The organism is Pseudomonas sp. NCHU5216 (genome assembly GCF_052156495.1).
Taxonomy (GTDB): domain Bacteria; phylum Pseudomonadota; class Gammaproteobacteria; order Pseudomonadales; family Pseudomonadaceae; genus Aquipseudomonas.
This window is the reverse complement of the sequence record NZ_JBQLIX010000017.1, coordinates 1-19783: the sequence shown is the minus strand read 5'-3', so window position 1 is coordinate 19783 and position 19783 is coordinate 1. Positions and strand designations below refer to the sequence as shown.

General features: G+C 64.7%; 15 protein-coding genes. 12 read left to right on the top strand and 3 right to left on the bottom strand.

Annotation, left to right across the window (positions count from 1 at the left end):
* Nucleotides 1–215 precede the first annotated feature (215 nt).
* The 10 genes from ACSVIK_RS13700 to ACSVIK_RS13655 all read left to right on the top strand — a co-directional run bounded on the left by ACSVIK_RS13700 (nucleotide 216) and on the right by ACSVIK_RS13655 (nucleotide 11493).
* Nucleotides 216–1478, top strand: a complete 1263-nt coding sequence (locus tag ACSVIK_RS13700; protein ID WP_442444847.1) for an OprD family porin — start codon at nucleotides 216–218, stop codon at nucleotides 1476–1478.
* A gap of 30 nt (nucleotides 1479–1508) precedes the next feature.
* Entirely contained in the window at nucleotides 1509–2486 is a 978-nt protein-coding gene (locus tag ACSVIK_RS13695) for a Bug family tripartite tricarboxylate transporter substrate binding protein (protein ID WP_442444846.1), read from the top strand.
* Between the two features lie 61 nt (nucleotides 2487–2547).
* A complete protein-coding gene (locus ACSVIK_RS13690; protein WP_442444845.1) occupies nucleotides 2548–2991 on the top strand; it encodes a tripartite tricarboxylate transporter TctB family protein in 444 nt (147 codons plus the stop codon).
* 1 nt (nucleotide 2992) lies between these two features.
* Nucleotides 2993–4513, top strand: a complete 1521-nt coding sequence (locus ACSVIK_RS13685; RefSeq protein WP_442444844.1) for a tripartite tricarboxylate transporter permease — start codon at nucleotides 2993–2995, stop codon at nucleotides 4511–4513.
* Nucleotides 4497–5519, top strand: a complete 1023-nt coding sequence (locus tag ACSVIK_RS13680; RefSeq protein ID WP_442444843.1) for an AbrB family transcriptional regulator — start codon at nucleotides 4497–4499, stop codon at nucleotides 5517–5519. The genes ACSVIK_RS13685 and ACSVIK_RS13680 overlap by 17 nt, the downstream gene beginning before the upstream one ends.
* Nucleotides 5520–5772: 253 nt before the next feature.
* Entirely contained in the window at nucleotides 5773–6708 is a 936-nt protein-coding gene (locus ACSVIK_RS13675) for a LysR family transcriptional regulator (protein WP_442444842.1), read from the top strand.
* 134 nt (nucleotides 6709–6842) lie between these two features.
* Entirely contained in the window at nucleotides 6843–8297 is a 1455-nt protein-coding gene (tcuA, locus tag ACSVIK_RS13670) for an FAD-dependent tricarballylate dehydrogenase TcuA (protein ID WP_442444841.1), read from the top strand.
* On the top strand, nucleotides 8284–9468 hold the full coding sequence (tcuB, locus tag ACSVIK_RS13665) for a tricarballylate utilization 4Fe-4S protein TcuB (RefSeq protein ID WP_442444840.1): 1185 nt from the start codon (nucleotides 8284–8286) through the stop codon (nucleotides 9466–9468). The genes tcuA and tcuB overlap by 14 nt, the downstream gene beginning before the upstream one ends.
* A gap of 101 nt (nucleotides 9469–9569) precedes the next feature.
* Entirely contained in the window at nucleotides 9570–10544 is a 975-nt protein-coding gene (locus ACSVIK_RS13660) for a Bug family tripartite tricarboxylate transporter substrate binding protein (protein WP_442444839.1), read from the top strand.
* A gap of 241 nt (nucleotides 10545–10785) precedes the next feature.
* Nucleotides 10786–11493: a 4'-phosphopantetheinyl transferase family protein gene (locus ACSVIK_RS13655; protein ID WP_442444838.1), complete on the top strand. Its 708-nt coding sequence runs from the start codon at nucleotides 10786–10788 to the stop codon at nucleotides 11491–11493.
* A gap of 116 nt (nucleotides 11494–11609) precedes the next feature.
* Here the strand turns inward: ACSVIK_RS13655 and ACSVIK_RS13650 are convergent, their stop codons facing one another.
* From ACSVIK_RS13650 to ACSVIK_RS13640, 3 genes are read right to left on the bottom strand one after another with little or no spacing between them, the layout of a single operon-like run.
* The gene (locus ACSVIK_RS13650; RefSeq protein ID WP_442444837.1) at nucleotides 11610–13217 is read right to left on the bottom strand and encodes an ATP-binding protein; all 1608 of its coding nucleotides are present in this window, start codon (nucleotides 13215–13217) and stop codon (nucleotides 11610–11612) included.
* The gene (locus ACSVIK_RS13645; protein WP_442444836.1) at nucleotides 13214–13798 is read right to left on the bottom strand and encodes a GNAT family N-acetyltransferase; all 585 of its coding nucleotides are present in this window, start codon (nucleotides 13796–13798) and stop codon (nucleotides 13214–13216) included. The genes ACSVIK_RS13650 and ACSVIK_RS13645 overlap by 4 nt, the downstream gene beginning before the upstream one ends.
* Complete coding sequence (locus ACSVIK_RS13640; RefSeq protein WP_442444835.1) at nucleotides 13795–14520, bottom strand: winged helix-turn-helix domain-containing protein; 726 nt, start codon at nucleotides 14518–14520, stop codon at nucleotides 13795–13797. Before ACSVIK_RS13640 ends, ACSVIK_RS13645 begins: the two co-directional genes overlap by 4 nt.
* Before the next feature lie 790 nt (nucleotides 14521–15310).
* On the opposite strand from ACSVIK_RS13640, the gene ACSVIK_RS13635 reads away from it, so the two are divergent.
* Nucleotides 15311–18217, top strand: a complete 2907-nt coding sequence (locus ACSVIK_RS13635; RefSeq protein WP_442444834.1) for a ribonucleoside-diphosphate reductase subunit alpha — start codon at nucleotides 15311–15313, stop codon at nucleotides 18215–18217.
* Nucleotides 18218–18373: 156 nt separating this feature from the next.
* Nucleotides 18374–19624, top strand: coding sequence for a ribonucleotide-diphosphate reductase subunit beta (locus ACSVIK_RS13630; RefSeq protein ID WP_442444833.1), 1251 nt, complete (start codon nucleotides 18374–18376; stop codon nucleotides 19622–19624).
* Nucleotides 19625–19783 lie beyond the last annotated feature (159 nt).

The window sequence follows — 19783 nt, the reverse complement described above, 5'->3', positions numbered from 1 at the left end:
CTCGCTCGTTCAAGGCGCGCAGTTTAGCGCCAGGCGAGGCGCTGTGAATCGCCGAAATGCCAGAGCACGAAACAAACGGAAAAAACTTGCGCCACTGAAAGGCTGTTGAAAGTTTGCCCTCTTAGCATCGCCAGAAGGTGGCTCGAACCACCTGCCTGAGCGTGATCGCAGTGGTGCGAACACGCAACAAGAACAAGAACCGGAGACACCACACCATGTTGCATGCCTCTCGTCAGGCTCTGCCGCCTGCACGCCTGCTCTGCCTGGCCATTGCCGCCACCACGTCCCCTCTGGCCAGTGCCGCCTTCATCGAAGACAGCAGCGCCAGCCTCACCGCCACCAACATCTACCTCAATCGCGACTTCCGCCAATTCGACGGCCAGAACAAGCGCGAAGAATGGGGTCAGGGTCTGTGGCTGGACATGAAATCCGGCTATACCGAAGGCACCGTAGGCTTCGGCCTGGATGCCATGGGCTTGCTGGGGATCAAGCTCGACTCGGGCAAGGGCCGTACCGGCACCGACCTGCTGCCTGTGCAGGACGATGGTGGCACACCCGACCAGTTCGGTCGCGTGAGCGCCACTGCCAAGGTGAAGATTTCCGCCACCGAACTACGCTACGGCTCGCACGTGCCGGAGCTGCCAGTGGTCAAGGCCAGCGACAGCCGCCTGCTGCCGCAGGTGTTCGAGGGTGGCCTGCTGACCTCCTCCGAACTCGAAGGCCTGACCTTCACTGGTGGTCGCCTGGACAAGGTGATCGACCGCGCCTCGACCAACTCCGAGAAGATGCTGCTCAACAGCAAGAACAGCCGCTTCGCCAAGAACGTCGAAGCCGACCACCTCGACCTGGCCGGCCTGGACTACCAGTTCGCCAAGGGCATCACCGGCCGCTACTACTTCGCCGACCTCGACGACATCTACAACCAGCACTTCTTCGGCCTGCTCACCAGCCACAAGCTCGGCACCGGCACCCTGAGCGCAGACCTGCGTTATATCGTCAGCCGAGACAGCGGTGCGGCGAACGCCGGCAAGGTGGACAACCAGGCCTTCAACGCCATGCTCAGCTACGGTCTGGGCAGCCACAAGTTCGGCCTGGGCTTCCAGAAAATGGACGGCGACACCGGCTACGCCTACATCGACGGCAGCGACCCGTTCCTGGTCAACTTCGTGCAGATCAACGACTTCGCCAACGCCGACGAGCGCTCCTGGCAGGCCCGTTACGACTACAACTTCGCCAGCGTTGGCGTGCCCGGCCTGACCTTCATGACCCGCTACATCCGCGGTGACGATGCGCAGATTGCCGGCAGCGACGACCGTGGTGGCGAATGGGAACGCGACATCGAGTTCAAGTACGTGGTGCAGAACGGCCCACTCAAGGATCTCTACGTGCGCGTGCGCAACGCCAGCTTCCGCTCCGACTTCGCCCGCGACGCGGACGAGAACCGCATCATCGTCGGCTATACCCTGCCGATCTGGTAAACAACAACAAGCCCTGCGAGGACTGAAAACATGAAATCCATGCTGACCCGCGCCGCATTGGCGACTGCCTGCCTGGCCTTCGCCAGCCAACTGCTGGCTGCCGAACCCAAGCGCCCCGAGTGCATCGCCCCGGCCAAGCCCGGTGGTGGTTTCGACCTGACCTGCAAACTGGCCCAGAGCGGCCTGAAGGACACCGGCCTGCTCAAGGCGCCGATGCGTGTCACCTACATGCCGGGCGGCGTCGGCGCCGTGGCCTACAACGCCGTGGTCGCCCAGCGTGCCAAGGATCCAGGCACCATCACCGCCTTCTCCTCCGGCTCGCTGCTCAACCTGGCTCAGGGCAAGTTCGGTCGTTATGACGAGAACGCCGTGCGCTGGCTGGCCGCCATCGGCACCGACTACGGCGCCATCACCGTGCGCGCCGACGCCCCGTGGAAGACGCTCAACGACCTGGTCGACGCGCTGAAGAAAGACCCGAGCAGCGTGGTGTTCGGCGCCGGCGCCACCATCGGCGGCCAGGACTGGATGCAGACCGCACTGATCGCCCGCGCCGCCGGCATCGACCCGAAGAACCTGCGCTACGTCGCCTTCGAGGGCGGTGGTGAAACCCTCACCGCGATGCTCGGCAACCATGTCCAGGTGACCTCCAGCGGCCTCGGCGAAGTGACCCCGCAACTGGATGCCGGCAAGGTGCGCATCCTCGCCGTGCTCTCCGACGAGCGCCTGCCGGGCAAGCTGTCCGACATCCCCACCGCCAAGGAACAGGGCTTCGACATCAGCTGGCCGGTGATCCGTGGCTTCTACATGGGCCCGGAAGTGCCCGACGAAGACTTCAACTGGTGGAAAGGCCAGTTCGACAAGATGCTGGCCCGCGACGACTTCGCCACCCTGCGCGAACAGCGTGATCTGTTCCCGCTGTCGATGACCGGTGAAGAACTGGACGCCTTCGTGCACAAGCAGGTGCAGGACTACAAGGCCCTGGCCGGCGAGTTCGGTCTGATCCAGTAACGCTCAGCGCAATCCGTGCTCGGCCGCCCTTCGGCGGCCGCAGCCCTTGAGGTAAATCTCCATGTACGTCCGCCTGTTCTCCGCGATCTGGTTGCTGCTGTGCGCCTGGCTCGCTGTCGTCGCCTGGGGCTTCCAGGCGCCCTTCGCCTACGACCCGGTCGGCCCGCGCGCTTACCCATTACTGTTGCTGGCCCTGATGGGCGCCGGCAGCCTGTGGCTGGTGATCAAACCCGGCATGCTCGATCAGCGCCTGGATATCCCCACTGCCCTGCGCAGCGCCCTGTGCATCGCCGTGCTGCTGCTCTACGCGCTGACCTTCGAGCCCCTCGGCTTCGTGCTCAGCACGGCCCTGTCGACCTTCCTGCTCGGCCTGCTGTTCACCGGCCGCCCCGTTCCCTGCCTGATCAGCGCCGTGCTGATGGGCGTATTGCTGTACGTACTGTTCGATCTGCTGCTGGACGTGCCCCTGCCGCTCGGCCTGCTTGAAGCCTTCGTGGAGAGCTGAAATGGAAACCCTTAACTTCCTCATGCAGGGCTTTGGTGTCGCCACGCGGCCAGACAACCTGCTGGTGGCCCTGTTCGGCGCCTTCGTCGGCACCGTGGTCGGCCTGCTCCCGGGCCTCGGCCCGATCAATGGCGTGGCCCTGCTGCTGCCGCTGGCCTTCGCCCTCGGCCTGCCGCCGGAAACCGCCCTGATCCTGCTCGCCGCCGTGTACCTGGGCTGCGAATATGGCGGCCGTATCTCCGCCATCCTGCTCAACGTGCCGGGCGACGCCGCGGCCATCATGACCACCCTCGACGGCTACCCGCTGGCGCGTCAGGGCAAGGCTGGCATCGCCCTGTCGCTGTCCGCGGTCAGCTCCTTCATCGGCAGCATCATCGCCACCTGCGGCGTGGTGCTGTTCGCCCCGCTGCTGGCGAAATGGGCGGTGGCCTTCGGCCCGGCGGAATACTTCGTGCTGATGGTCTTCGCCATCGCCTGCCTCGGCGGCATGGTCGGCGACAAGCCGGTCAAAACCCTGATGTCGGCGCTGATCGGCCTGGCCCTGGCCACCGTCGGCGTGGACTCCACCACCGGCGTGTACCGCTTCACCTTCGGCAGCGTCAGCCTGTCCGACGGCATCCAGTTCGTCATCGTGGTGATCGGCCTGTTCAGCGTCAGCGAAATCCTCCTGATGCTGGAGAAGACCCACACCGGCCAGGCGGCGGTGAAGGCCAGCGGCCGTCTGCTGTTCAACTTCAAGGAATTCTGCTTCGCCTTCTGGACCATGATCCGCAGCGCCCTGGCCGGCTTCGTCATCGGCACCCTGCCCGGTGCCGGCGCCACCATCGCCAGCGCCATGACCTACATGACCGAGAAGCGCATGGCTGGCGACAAGGGCCGCTTCGGCGAGGGTGACCTGCGTGGCCTGGCCGCCCCGGAAGCCGCCAACAACGCCTCGGCGTGCGGCTCGCTGATCCCCATGCTGACCCTCGGCGTACCGGGCTCGGGCACCACCGCCGTAATGATCGGCGCCCTGACCCTGTACAACATCACGCCCGGCCCGCTGCTGTTCGAGCAGCAGCCCGACGTGGTCTGGGGCCTGATCGCCTCCCTGTTCATCGGCAACGTCATCCTGCTGGTGATGAACATTCCGCTGGTCGGCCTGTTCTCGCGCATGCTCGCCGTGCCGAACTGGATCCTGGTACCGGCCATCACCGCCGTCAGCCTGGTGGGCGTGTATGCCGTACACAGCACCACCTTCGACCTGGTGCTGATGGTGCTGCTCGGCGTGTTCGGCTACATCCTGCGCAAGCTGGACTTCCCGCTGTCCTCGCTGATCCTCGGCTTCGTCCTCGGCGAGATGATGGAAGACAACCTGCGTCGCGCCCTGTCGATTTCCGCTGGCGAGCTGTCGATCCTCTGGAGCAGCCCGATCACCCTGGCGCTCTGGGGCCTGACCGTGCTGATGCTGGCCCTGCCGGGCATCCGCTGGATGCGTCGACGCAAGCAACGCAAGGCACAGGCTGATGCCGCTGCCGCGTGACCTGTGGGTAACGCCGCTGACTGGTGCGGTCGGCGGCTACCTGGCCAGCCTCGCCGGCTGGCCTTTGCCGTGGATGGTCGGCTCCTTGCTGGCGGTGATCCTCGTGCGTTGCCTGGCCAACCGCGCCTTCAGTGAGCTGCCAGGCGGGCGCAAGGCCGGCCAGTGGCTGGTGGCCAGCGGCATCGGCCTGCACTTCACCAGCGAAGTGCTGGAACAGGTCATCAGCCATTTCCCGGTGATCGTCATGGGTGCCATCGGCACCACCCTGCTCAGCCTGATCGGCATTGCCATCCTGCGCCGCAGCGGCGTCGACCGCGCCACGGCGTTCTTCGCCAGCATGCCCGGTGGCGCCAGCGAGATGGTCAACCTGGCCCTGCGCCACGATGCGCAACCGGCCCGTGTGGCCGCCGCGCACAGCCTGCGTCTGTTGCTGGTGGTGCTACTGATCCCGGCCATCTTCACCTGGAGCCTGCCGGACGTTCCTCGGCCAGCACGCGCGCCCGTGGATTGGGCCTGGCTCGCCGTGTTGCTGGCAGCCGGCGCCGTGCTGGCGATGCTCTGGAGCCGCCTGAAACAGCCTAACCCCTGGATGCTCGGCCCACTGACCGTCTGCGCCGTGGCCAGTGCTGGCTTCGAGCTGCACCTGGGGCTGCCGGCAGGCCTGGGCCAGTTCGGCCAGTGGCTGATCGGCTGCGCCCTGGGTTGCCACTTCGACCGCGCCTTCTTCCGCAGCGCACCGGGCTTTCTCGCCCGCGTGCTGGCTTTCACCCTGCTGGCCATGCTCACCGCCGCCCTGCTCGGCGAAGCGCTGGGCTGGCTGGCCGGCGAAGATCACCTGTCGCTGATGCTGGGCATGATGCCCGGCGGCATTACCGAACTGTGCCTGACCGCCGAAGCCCTGCAACTGTCGGTGGCGCTGGTCACCGCATTGCAGGTGCTACGGCTGTTCCTGGTGATGTTCCTCGCCGAACCGTTATTCAAGCTCTGGTGCAAGAGCCACGCGTAGGGCGGCCTTACGAGCGCCAGCGAGTAGCCCGCCGGGCCATGCCAAGCCTGGCAGCACGGCGATCGCTCGAAACGCCTGCGGCGTTAAGGCTGTTGCCGGTGATCTCCTCGCCGAGCCGTTATTCAAGCTCTGGTGCAAGAACCACGCTTAGCCCGCCTCGTGCGGGCTTTTTTTGCACTGGATGAGCACTCGACGCTTTTCTTCCCAAACCAGACCACTATCCTCGGCACTCCCCAGCGATGACGGACAGGCGATGGAACTCAGACAACTGCGCTATTTCCTCAAGGTGGTCGAACACGGCAGCCTCGGCCGGGCGGCTCTGGAGCTGGGCGTGGGCACCTCGGCGCTGAGCCAGCAGATCAGCAAGCTGGAAAGCGAACTCAGCACCCGCCTGCTGACACGCAGCAGCACCGGGGTTTCGCCCACTCCTGCCGGCATCGCCTTCCAGCACCATGCCCAGCTCACCCTGCGCCAGGCGGAGAACGCCGCCCAGGCCGCACAGCGCGAGCGCATGAGCGGCTACGTGAGCCTGGGCTTTGCACCCAGCACTTCTTCGGTGCTGGCTTTGCCGCTGATCGCGGTGATGCGCCAACGCTACCCGAACATCCAGCTACATCTGGTGGAAATGCTCTCCGGCTACCTGACCAGTCAGTTGCAGGCACGCCAACTGGATCTGGCCATCCTCTTCCACAGCGACCCGGGCCAGCGCTGCCGTGTCCGGCCGCTGCTCGACGAGAAGCTGTTCCTGATCTCACCCACCGAGCTGCCGGATGTGCCCAGCGGCGCTAACGTCACGCTCGCCGAGCTGACGCAGGTGCCACTGGTGCTGCCCAGCGACCAGCACGGTCTGCGCAGTACCATCAACAATGCCTTCGCCCACTCCCGCTGCGAACCCAGCGTGGTGATGAACGTCGACGGCCTGGCGCTGCTGATGGACACGGTCAAGGCCGGTTACGCCGCCACCATTCAGCCAGGAGCAGTGGCCGCCAGAGCCCACGAACAAGGCCTGAACGTGGTGCAGATCGCCGATGCCCATGCCGGCCGGCGCAATCTGCTGGTGTCGCTGCCCGACGATGAATTGTCCCCGGCTGCCCTGGCCGCGCGCGTGGCCATCCTCGACACCACCCGCGAGCTGGTCGCCAATGGCCGCTGGCCAGGCGCTCATCTGCTGGACGAACACGACGCCTGACCTCGCCTGGGTGTTTAGCAATACTGAACACCCCCTACATTTCCTGGCCTTTCGAGCCCGTTGCCCCCCTCTTAAAGTCCCCTCCATTCCGGGGGAGCGGCCATGCCGTGCTCCTCCGCCAACGAGGAGACGAGATGATCGATGTTCTGGTGATAGGCGGCGGCAACGCGGCCTTGTGCGCAGCACTGATGGCCCGTGAGGCAGGCGCCAGCGTCATGCTGCTGGAAGGCGCACCGCGTGCCTGGCGCGGCGGCAACTCGCAGCACACCCGCAACCTGCGCTGCATGCACGAGGCCCCGCAGGATGTACTGGTCGACGCCTACCCCGAAGAAGAATTCTGGCAAGACCTGCTCAAGGTCACCGGTGGGCAGACCGACGAGCACCTGGCACGCCTGGTGATCCGCGCCTCGTCCACCTGCCGCGACTGGATGCGCAGCCATGGCGTGCACTTCCAGCCGCCGCTGTCCGGCGCCCTGCACGTGGCACGCACCAACGCCTTCTTCATGGGCGGCGGCAAGGCGTTGGTCAACGCCTACTACCGCAGCGCCGAACGCCTGGGCGTACAGATCCGCTACGACGCGCCGGTCGATGACATCGAACTGGACGGCGACCGCTTCGTCGCGGCGCATATTCCTGCGCGGGACGTCGAGGGCAAGCACTGGCCAGCCGAGCGTATCGAAGCGCGCGCCTGCGTATTGGCCGCTGGCGGCTTCGAGTCCAACCGTGAATGGCTGCGCGACGCCTGGGGCGTCAACGAACGTGGCGAGTACCCGGCAGACAACTTCCTGATCCGTGGCACCCGCTTCAATAACGGCGTGCTGCTGCGCCGCCTGATCGATGCCGGCGCCGAGACCATTGGTGACCCGACCCAGGCGCACATGGTCGCCATCGACGCCCGTGCGCCGCTCTACGACGGCGGCATCTGCACCCGCATCGACTGCGTATCGCTGGGCGTGGTGGTCAACTGCGAAGGCGAGCGCTTCTACGACGAAGGCGAGGATTTCTGGCCCAAGCGCTACGCCATCTGGGGCCGGCTGGTGGCCCAGCAGCCCCGCCAGGTCGGCTTCTCGATCATCGACCAGAAAGCCATCGGCCGCTTCATGCCGCCGGTGTTTCCCGGCACCACGGCCAACAGCCTGGAAGAACTCGCCAGCAAGCTCGGCCTGCCGGTCGAAGCCTTCGTCAAGACCCTGCAGACCTACAACAACGCCTGCGTGGGCGACGACTTCGACCACACCCGCCTCGACGGCTGCCACACCGAAGGCGTGACGCCGGCCAAGAGCCACTGGGCGCGCCCCATCGACACCCCGCCCTTCTACGGCTACCCGCTCAAGCCGGGAGTGACCTTCACCTACCTCGGCCTGAAGACCGACGACAGCGCCGCCGTGCGCTTTGCCGGCAAACCCAGCGCGAACCTGTTCGTGGCGGGCGAAATGATGGCCGGCAACGTCCTCGGCAAGGGCTATACGGCGGGCGTCGGCATGTCCATCGGCACCGCTTTCGGCCGCATCGCCGGCACCCAGGCTGCCGCAGCAGCCGGCCATGGCCCCACTACAACAAGCGCTGGAGAATCCCGTGCAATCGCCTGAAATCATTCAAATCGCCTCTCAAAGCAAGAGCGCGGAGCAGCAAAGCCTGATTCCCCTGCTGAACGTTCATGAAGCCGAAGTCGACCGGCAGATGCATATCTGCAACGCCTGCCGTTATTGCGAAGGCTTCTGCGCGGTGTTTCCCGCCATGACCCGCCGCCTGGATTTCGCCAAGGCCGACGTGCATTACCTGGCCAACCTCTGCCACAACTGCGGCGCCTGCCTGCATGCCTGCCAGTACGCGCCACCGCACGAGTTCGCCGTGAACGTGCCGCAAGCCATGGCCAAGGTACGCCTCGATACCTATATCGAGTACGCCTGGCCCGGCAAACTCGGCACGCTCTACCAGCGCAACGGCCTGACCCTGTCGCTGGCCCTGGCAGGCTCGCTGGCGTTGTTCCTGCTGCTGACGCTGCTGGTCAAGGGCACGCTGTTTCCCGGGCAGTTGGCCGGCAACTTCTACGCGATCTTCCCGCACAACACCCTGGCCCTGATGTTCGGCGCTGCCTTCGGCTTCGCCATCCTCGCCCTGGCCATTGGCGTCACCCGCTTCTGGCGGGCGATCAGCCCCGCCGATGCACAAGCGCTGGCCAGTGGTGCAGCCATCGCCGAAGCCTCCGGCGCGGTACTCAAACTCAAGTACCTCGACGGCGGCCACGGACAAGGCTGCAACAACGACAGCGACCACTTCACCCTGTGGCGCCGGCGCTTCCACCACTTCACCTTCTACGGCTTCATGCTGTGCCTGGCGTCCACCAGCGTGGCCACGCTCTATCACTACCTGCTCGGCCTGCACGCGCCCTACCCGCTGCTGAGTCTGCCGGTGCTGCTCGGCACCCTGGGCGGTATCGGCCTACTGATCGGCCCTGCCGGCCTGCTCTGGCTCAACCATCGCCGCGCCCCGGAACAGGGCGACCGCGCCCAGGCACCGATGGATCGCGGTTTCATCCTGCTGTTGCTATTGATCAGCCTGACCGGCCTGGCCTTGCTGGCCTGGCGCGACAGCGGCGCGATGGCCGTGCTGCTGGCCCTCCACCTCGGCACGGTGATGGCGTTCTTCCTCACCATGCCCTACGGCAAGTTCGCCCACGGCATCTTCCGCAGCGCGGCGCTGCTCAAGCATGCGATCGAGAAGCGCCAGCCCGACAGGCTCAAGCTCGGCAACGACTGAACCCAGAAACTAGCGGGATGCCTCTGCGCATCCCGCTCGTCGTCCTGACGCCGGCGTCGCCGGGTCAGCCAGCACCACAATAAAACTCCACAGGAGAACAGATGAAAAACCGTGTCCCTCTCGTCGCGCTGATGGCCTCGAGCCTGCTTGGCACCAGCCTTGCGCTGGCCGAACCGAAACGCCCCGAATGCATCGCCCCGGCCAAGCCCGGTGGCGGCTTCGACATCACCTGCAAACTGGCCCAGAGCGGCCTCAAGGACAGCGGCCTGCTCAAGGCGCCAATGCGCGTCACCTACATGCCCGGCGGCATCGGCGCCGTCGCCTACAACACGGTGGTGGCGCAGCGGCCCAAGGAGGCCGGTGTGATCACCGCCTGGTCGAGTGGCTCGCTGTTGAATCTGGCGCAAGGCAAGTTTGGCCGCTACGACGAAAACGACGTGCGCTGGCTGGCGGCCATCGGCACGGACTATGGTGCCGTGATCGTGCGTCGCGACTCGCCCTTGCAAAGCTTCGACGATCTGATCCAGCAACTGAAGAAAGACCCGGCTGGGCTGGTGATCGGCGCTGGCGGCACCGTCGGCAGCCAGGACTGGATGCAAGCGGCACTGATCGCCCGCAGTGCCGAGGTCGTGCCGGAAAACCTGCGCTACGTGGCGTTCGAGGGTGGCGGCGAACCCATGACGGCTCTTCTCGGTGGCCATGTACAGGCGGTAGTCAGCGGTTTTGGTGAGGCGACGGCGCAACTGGAGGCGGGCAAGGTGCGCATCCTTGCAATCCTTGCCGAAGAACGACTGCCCGGCAAATTGGCGCAGATCCCTACCGCCAAGGAACAGGGCTACGACGTCGTCTGGCCCATCGTGCGTGGCTTCTACATGGGGCCAGAGGTCGACAATGCAGACTTCCAGTGGTGGCAGAAGCAGTTTGAAACCCTGCTCACCCAGGAAAGTTTCAACGCCCAACGCGAACACTTCGACCTGCTCCCCCTGGCCATGACAGGCCCGGAACTGGAAGCCTTCGTGCACCAGCAGGTGGCCGAATATCGCAAGCTGGCCGATGAGTTCGGCCTGCTCCGCTGAGCCGCCGCGCAACAACCAATATCGAGGCCAAAAAAAACGGCAGCCCAACAGGACTGCCGTTCTCGAATCTGGAGAAAAAGCCGGTGCAGGGCACCTGCTACAACCTCACCTGCATTCTTTGTGAATGCCGGATGAGTGTGACAAAAAGCGGAACGAACGTCCGTTTATCTTTGTTGCCGCCTGCAAAGAAATGTAAACGGAGGATGACTGGCGAGTTCCCGTCGCGGCACAATGCCGGCCCATGAACGACCATCACCCCGCCTGCTGCAGCGCGCTCGACGCGCATGACCCACTGCCTCGCCCCCTGGCTGGCAGCCACCTGATCAGCACCCGCTTCGATCCCGCCCGGCTGCACGCCGACGACTTCCAGCGCTGCGGCATCACCCCGGTGCCGGGCGTGGCCAAGCGTCAGAGCGAGTATCTGGCAGGCCGGCTGTGCGCGCGCGAGGCCCTGCGCCGGCTGACCGGCCAGGCCAGCGTGCCGGCCGTGGGCAGCGACCGCGCGCCGCAATGGCCGCTGGGTGTGGCCGGCTCCATCACCCACGGCGATGGCTGGGCCGCTGCGCTGGTGGCACACCAGACGCAGTGGCGTGGCATCGGCCTGGACGTGGAGCAGTTGCTGCCGGTCGAGCGAGCGCTGCGCCTGCAAGGCGAAATCCTCACCCCGGACGAGCAACAGCGCCTGCACGGCCTCGACGACGACGCCCGCGCCCTGCGCATCAGCCTGACCTTCTCGTTCAAGGAAAGCCTGTTCAAGGCGCTCTACCCGCTGACCCTGACGCGCTTCTACTTTCACGATGCCGAGCTGCTGGATATCGGTAAGGACAGCGTACGCCTGCGCCTGCTGATGGATCTGCACCACGAATGGCGGCATGGCGCCGAGCTGGACGGCCAGTTCGCCCTGTTCGAGGACAAGGTGTTGAGCCTGGTGGCAGTAGCTGCCGGATAGATAAACGGTGCGCGCGGTGCACCCTACGGCTAGCTGATCATCCGGTGCGCATAGCGCACCCTACGGGTCGTCGGTAGGGTGCGCTATGCGCACCAGGCTCAGCACGCCATCGCGCCCTACTCTCCCTGGCGCCGCGGCCACACCAGGCTGAACCGGGCGCCGCCCAGCGTCTCGCTCTGGCCGATCTGCGCCCGCCCGCCATGCCAGTAGATGATCCGACGCACGATCGAAAGCCCCAGGCCATGCCCGCCCGATGCCCGCGTGCGGCTGTCGTCCAGGCGCAGGAAGGGGCTGAACAGGCGCTCCCAGGCCTCCTGCGGTACCCCTGGGCCATCGTCCTCGACATCGATGCGGCAGCGCTTGTGGCCGAGGCGGCAACTGATCAGCACCCGCCCCTCGGCGTAGCGCATGGCATTGCTCACCAGATTCTGCAACGCCCGGTGCAGGTAGCGAGGCTCGGCCTCGACCCAGCAACTGTCTTGGCCTAGCACGCTGACCAGTGGCGCTCGCTGAACCTGCACGCTGGCCCGCAGCGGCGCCAGCTCCTCGATCACCTGATCGATCAGGCCACAGAGCTCCACCTGCTGGAAGTTCAACGCCGGCGAGCCCTGCTCCAGGCGGGCGTAGGTGAGCATCTCGTCGACCAGCTTGTCGAGGTCCTGGATGTCGCTGTCCATGCCCTCCATGTACTTGCGCCGCGCCTTGTCGCTCTCGGCATCGGCGATCATCTCCAGGCCGAAGCGCAGGCGCGCCACCGGTGTGCGCAGCTCGTGGGACACCGCGCGTACCAGTTCGCGCTGGGTGCTGAGCGAGCTTTGCAGGTGCTCGGCCATGGCGTTGAAGGCGCTGGCCAGGCGCCCCACCGAGTCGGCACCACGGGTCGGCACACGGGCGTCCAGGCGACCACTGGCAATATGCGTGGCGGCGCTCTCCAACGCCCGCAGGCGTTGCTCCAGGGAGCGCACCAGCAGGTAGACGATCAAGCCGATCAGGCTCAGGCCCAGGGCACCGATCAGCACCAGCAATTGCGGTGGATAGGGGTTCATCTGGTACAGCGGGCCGATCTCCAGCACCCAGGGGGTGTCGACGATGCCGGAGAATACATGGATGGAATCACCGCCGCGGCCCAGCGCCATCACCGTATCGCCTTCATCGATACGGCGGCGCTGATCGAGGTCGAGCCGCGCGTCCTCCAGGCGCACCAGATGCAGGTCGAAACCGAACTGCTTGGCCTCCTTCAACTCGGCCAGGCGCTGCGGCTGCTCGTCGACCGGGTAACGGATCAGCTCATCGATCAGCAGGTAATTGGTGGCGCGGGCCAGTTGCTCGCTGATCTGCCGCACTTCGCCGGTCAACAGCAGCGGCGCCTTGTCCTCGAGCACAGCATAGACCTTGGCCGAGTGCGGCCCGGTCTGGCGCACCAGCACGTTACCGCGCTGCAGGTGCTTGCGCTCGCGGCTGTCCAGCCGCGCCTCATCCAGTGTCTGCACGCGCAGGGGGATGCCCAGCAAACGCGACCAGACCACCAGCGCCCGGCGCCGCTCCACCTCGTCCATGCTCTTCAGGTTGTCGGCCATCAGGCGGAAGGTACCGCGCGCCAGCCCCTCACGGTACTGATCGCTGCGCACCTCGTTGACCAGATGCAGCGTGCCCACACCGAGCAGGGCCACCAGCACCAGCGCGGCAAGCATGCCGCCGTAGATGCGCAGGAAGATGGAGTTCATCGCGCCGACCATTGCCGGCTGAGCAGGCCGAAATTGTCCAGGCTGATATAGCGCCCGTCCTGATATTCGCATTCGCGGCGCACGCCCTCATGGCTGAAGCCCAGGCCGCGCAGCAGGGCGCTGCTGGCGACATTGTCGGTGTCGACCATCGCCTCGATACGGTGCAACCCCATGGCCGCGAAACCATGGCTGACGATGGCCTCCACGCACTCGCGCATCACCCCACCATGCCAGTGTTCGGGCATCAGCCAATAGCCCATCTCGGCGCGCCGATGACGCGACTCCCAATCATTGAAGCCGCATGCGCCCAGCAACTCGGCCGGTGCCTGCGCGCGGCAGATGCCCCACCAGATGCCGGTGCCTTCGAGCCACTGCTCACGGTACCAGTCCATCTGCTCCTGGGTCGCCTCCAGCGTGGCGTAGGACACCCCGTAGTAGCGGATCACCTCTGGGTGGGACAGCCCCTGGAAGATGGCGCGGATGTCCTCCTGAACGATCTCCCGCAACTGAAAACGCCGGGTGCTCAGGGTGGGAAAGGCACCTTCTGCCGCCGCTTGGCGGCTGTCCGTCGACGCCTTCACAGCAAACCCTCGGCCGCCTCGCGAACGAACAGATAGCCCTTGCTGCGCACCGTCTTGATCAGCCGAGGATGCATGGGGTCATCACCGATCTTGGGGCGAATACGCGAGATGCGCACGTCGATGGAGCGATCCTGGCCGTCGTACTCGATGCCACGCAGGGCGTTGAAGATTTCCTCACGGGAGAGAATGCGCCCGGCATTGACCGCCAGCAGCCAGAGCAGATCGAACTCAGCGCTGGTCAACTCGATGCCCTGCTCGCCCAGCCAGGCCTCGCGCATCGCCTTGTCGATGGCCAGCGGGCCGAACTGCAGGCGGCGTGGTTCACCCTCGTCACGCTCGGCCTCGCTGCCTTCGCGGCGGCGCAGCAGGGCACGAATGCGCGCCAGCAGCACACGCGGGCGTACCGGCTTGCACACGTAATCGTCCGCGCCCATCTCCAGGCCGAGCACCTGATCCATGTCATCGGTGCGGGCAGTCAGCATCAGGATCGGCCCCTTGTAACCGTCGCGCACCTTGCGACAGATGCTCAGGCCGTCCTCGCCCGGCAGCATCAGGTCGAGCACCACCAGATCCGGCTGCTCGGCCAGAATGCGCGCCGCGGCACGGCCGCCGTCGGCCTCGATGCTCACGCGCAGGCCGTTGCCCTCCAGGTACTCCTGGGTCAACTGCGCCAGGCGCTGGTCATCCTCGACAATGAGGATCTGCCACCCTTCTCGTTCCACACCCCACCTCGCTGCTTGGCGAACGGCGCTCATTCTAGGGCTGTTGCCGTGCTCAGGCGAGCTGCATCACTGCGCCAAATGGCCCCAGGCTCGGCCGTGCGCGAAACGGCAACAGACCCTAGATATAGTGTTAGGCTATGCGCTGAGAAACACCTTCGCCGCCTCGTTGCGCACCGTCCAGCGAGGGCGACGAGCGGTCATAGGCGGCCTGAGCCAGAGCACATGCGGGGTTGGCCGCAGGCACCCACAAGGCACGCACATCTTATCCACAGGTTGTTCTGTTGCGAGCGCCTTGCAATACCTCAAGCAGCGCACTATCTTGTATCCCCATTGCACGGCACCCACCAGATATTGGGTCGCAGGGAAAAACAGGACACAAAAAAAGCACAACGCGCAAGCCCTTGACGCCAGGTTTTTTCTACTGTTTTTGCCAAGTACATTGCATAAGCCCAGCCGTGATGCGGGCTATGCCCACCCAGGTCGCCTTGCAGGCGCCTGAGGCTGATGCAGGCGACGAGCCGAATCGTGCGCCGAACACTATATGTAGTAGGCGAGCTGTGGTAATGCCTCGCTTTGCGTCGAGCGCCAGGACGGCCATCGGACTTCATGCGAACGCAGCCGATGCAGGCGCTTCGCACGCAGCCAGGCAGCGCCCAGCCTGCACGCTCTTGCACCACCCCGTACCGGCCCAAGCCGTGTGCGGCTTAGTTGTTAATGGAATGAACGGCGGACAAGGCACGGTTTCCAATCGTGATGTCCAACCTGAAAATTACAGAACACGGAGATCTCCATGCATACCGACACCACTCGCGAGAACCCGCAGGCCGTGGCGCCGCAGGCCGCCGACTCCTCCCAGGATCTGGCTGCCACCGCCCCCGGCCAACTGCGCGTGATCAAGCGCAACGGCACTGTCGTCCCCTACACCGATGACAAGATCACCGTCGCCATCACCAAGGCCTTTCTCGCCGTGGAGGGCGGCACCGCTGCCGCCTCGTCGCGTATCCATGACACCGTCGCGCGCCTGACCGAGCAGGTCACCGCCACCTTCAAGCGCCGCATGCCCTCCGGCGGCACCATCCATATCGAAGAGATCCAGGATCAGGTCGAACTGGCCCTGATGCGTGCTGGCGAGCAGAAGGTTGCTCGCGACTACGTGATCTACCGCGAAGCCCAGGCCAGCAAGCGCAAGGCCAGTGCCGGCAGCGAAATCGCCCAGCCGCACCCGAGCATCCGCATCACCAACGCCGCTGGCGAACTGCAGCCGCTGGACATGGGCCGCCTGCAAACCATCATCCGCGAGGCCTGCGAAGGCCTGGCCGAAGTCGATGGTGCGCTGATCGAGCGTGAAACCCTGAAGAACCTGTACGACGGCGTGGCCGAAAAAGACGTCAACACCGCCCTGGTGATGACCGCCCGCACCCTGGTCGAGCGCGAGCCGAACTACAGCTACGTCACCGCCCGCCTGCTGATGGACAACATCCGCGCCGAGGCCTTGAGCTTCCTCAGCATCGCCGCCAGCGCCACCCACCACGAGATGGCCGAGCTGTACGCCAAGGCCCTGCCCGCCTACGTCGAAAAAGGCGTGGAGTTCGAGCTGCTGGACGCCAAGCTGAAGACCTTCGACCTGGAGAAACTGGGCGCCGCGATCAACCACGAGCGCGACCAGCAGTTCACCTACCTGGGCCTGCAGACCCTGTACGACCGCTACTTCATCCACAAGGACGGCATCCGCTTCGAGCTGCCGCAGGTGTTCTTCATGCGCGTGGCCATGGGCCTGGCCATCGAAGAACCGAAGAACCGCGAAGAGCGCGCCATCGAGTTCTACAACCTGCTGTCCTCGTTCGACTACATGGCGTCCACCCCGACCCTGTTCAACGCCGGCACCCTGCGTCCGCAGTTGTCCTCCTGCTACCTGACCACCGTGCCGGACGACCTGTCGGGCATCTACGGCGCCATTCACGACAACGCCATGCTGAGCAAATTCGCCGGCGGCCTGGGCAACGACTGGACGCCGGTGCGCGCGCTGGGCTCCTATATCAAGGGCACCAACGGCAAATCCCAGGGCGTCGTGCCCTTCCTCAAAGTGGTCAACGACACCGCTGTCGCGGTCAACCAGGGCGGCAAGCGCAAGGGCGCGGTCTGCGCCTACCTGGAAACCTGGCACATGGACATCGAGGAATTCCTCGAACTGCGCAAGAACACCGGTGACGACCGTCGTCGTACCCACGACATGAACACCGCCAACTGGATCCCCGACCTGTTCATGAAGCGCGTCTTCGAGGACGGCAAGTGGACTCTGTTCTCCCCAAGTGAAGTGCCGGATCTGCACGACCTCACCGGCAAGGCCTTCGAGGAGCGCTACGAGTACTACGAAGCCCTGATCGAGTACGGCAAGATCAAGCTGTACAAGACCATCCAGGCCAAGGATCTGTGGCGCAAGATGCTCTCGATGCTGTTCGAGACCGGCCACCCCTGGCTGACCTTCAAGGATCCGTGCAACCTGCGCAGCCCGCAGCAGCACGTGGGCGTGGTACACAGCTCCAACCTGTGCACCGAGATCACCCTGAACACCAACAAGGACGAGATCGCCGTCTGCAACCTGGGTTCGGTCAACCTGGTCAACCACATCGTCGACGGCAAGCTGGACATCGAGAAACTCGGCCGCACCGTGAAGACCGCTGTGCGCATGCTCGATAACGTCATCGACATCAACTACTACAGCGTCGACCAGGCGCGTAACTCCAACTTCAAGCACCGTCCGGTCGGCCTCGGCCTGATGGGCTTCCAGGATGCCCTGTACCTGCAGCACATCGCCTACGGTTCCGACGCTGCCGTCGAGTTCGCCGACAAGTCGATGGAAGCCATCAGCTACTACGCCATCCAGGCTTCCTGTGACCTGGCCGAAGAGCGCGGCAGCTACAGCACCTTCGAAGGCTCGCTGTGGAGCAAAGGCATCCTGCCGCTGGACTCGCAGCAGATCCTGATCGAATCCCGTGGCCAGAAGTACATCGACGTCGACCTCTCCGAATCGCTGGACTGGGCGCCGCTGCGCGAGCGCGTGAAGAAAGGTATTCGTAACTCGAACATCATGGCCATCGCGCCGACTGCGACCATCTCCAACATCATTGGCGTGTCGCAGTCCATCGAGCCGACCTACCAGAACCTGTACGTGAAATCGAACCTCTCCGGCGAATTCACCGTGATCAACCCCTATCTGGTGCGCGACCTGAAGAACCGCGGCCTGTGGGATCCGGTCATGGTCAACGACCTGAAGTACTACGACGGTTCCGTGCAGCAGATCGAGCGCATCCCGCAGGATCTGAAAGACCTGTACGCCACCGCCTTCGAGGTGGAAACCAAGTGGATCGTCGACGCCGCCAGCCGTCGCCAGAAGTGGATCGACCAGGCTCAGTCGCTGAACCTGTACATCGCCGGCGCCTCGGGCAAGAAGCTGGACGTGACCTACCGCATGGCCTGGTACCGTGGCCTGAAAACCACCTACTACCTCCGTGCCCTGGCCGCCACCAGCACCGAGAAATCCACCATCAACACCGGCAAGCTCAACGCTGTATCCGCTGGTGGAGATGACGGCTTCTCGGCCAAGGCCCAGGCCCCTGCCCAGCAGGCCGCCCCGGCCCCGGCGCCCGTACCCAAAGCCTGCGCCATCGACGAACCCGACTGCGAGGCGTGCCAATAAAGCAGCGGCAAGCTGCAAGCGGTCAGCCTCAAGCTGACCGCACAACATTGCCAAGCGCGTGCCGCTAGCGGGGATGGAGCCGCTCCTCCCCGCCCTCACCCACTACTTGCAGCTTGAAGCTTGCCGCTTGAAGCTGCTCCTGAAAGGAGCCCCACCATGCTGAGCTGGGATGAATTCGACAAGGAAGACGGCGCAGAAGCCGCCGTCGCACAGAAAACCACCGCACAACCGGGCGACATGAGCCTCGACGCGCTGAACCAGGTCGGCGGTGACGCCGCCCTCGAAGCGCGCGCCGTGGAGGCCTCCGACTCCGACGCCGTGGCCCGCGCCAAGAAAGCCCTGAACGACCTCGACATCCAGGAAGGCCTGGACGAACTCGAAGGCGAAGGCGCTCGCGTACACGTCGGCGACAAGCAGATGATCAACGCCCGCGCCGACCTCAACCAGCTCGTACCCTTCAAGTACGACTGGGCCTGGCAGAAGTATCTGGATGGTTGCGCCAACCACTGGATGCCGCAGGAAGTGAACATGAACGCCGACATCGCGCTGTGGAAGAGCACCGATGGCCTGACCGAAGACGAGCGCCGCATCGTCAAGCGTAACCTCGGCTTCTTCTCCACCGCCGACAGCCTGGTCGCCAACAACCTGGTGCTGGCCGTGTACCGCCTGATCACCAACCCCGAGTGCCGCCAGTACATCCTGCGCCAGGCCTTCGAGGAAGCGATCCACACCCACGCCTACCAGTACTGCATCGAATCGCTGGGCATGGATGAAGGCGAAATCTTCAACATGTACCACGAGATCCCGAGCGTCGCGAAGAAAGCCTCCTGGGGCCTCAAGTACACCCGCTCGATCAGCGACCCCACCTTCCAGACCGGCACCCCGGAAACCGATCGCCAGTTCCTCAAGAACCTGATCGCCTACTACTGCGTACTGGAAGGCATCTTCTTCTACTGCGGCTTCACCCAGATCCTCTCCATGGGCCGCCGCAACAAGATGACCGGCACCGCCGAGCAGTTCCAGTACATCCTGCGTGACGAATCCATGCACCTGAACTTCGGCATCGACATGATCAACCAGATCAAGATCGAAAACCCGCACCTGTGGGACGCCGAAATGAAGGACGAAGCGACCCAGATGATCCTGCAGGGCACCCAACTGGAGATCGAATACGCACGTGACACCATGCCGCGCGGCGTACTGGGCATGAACGCCGCGATGATGGAGGACTACCTCAAATTCATCGCCAACCGCCGCCTGACTCAGATCGGCCTGAAGGAAGAGTACCCAGGCACCACCAACCCCTTCCCGTGGATGAGCGAGATCATGGATCTGAAGAAAGAGAAGAACTTCTTCGAGACCCGCGTGATCGAGTATCAGACGGGTGGGGCGTTGAGCTGGGATTGATGGCTCGCTGACATCAGAGTAGATTGACCCTACACCTGCCAGGGATGTTGGGGTTGAAGCTCAATAAAAAGCCCCGCCTAGTGCGTAATGCTGTTCACTTAAGCATTTGAGCCCCCGCGGGGCTTCCACGAAAATCCGATGCCAGGCTTCTGGTATCGG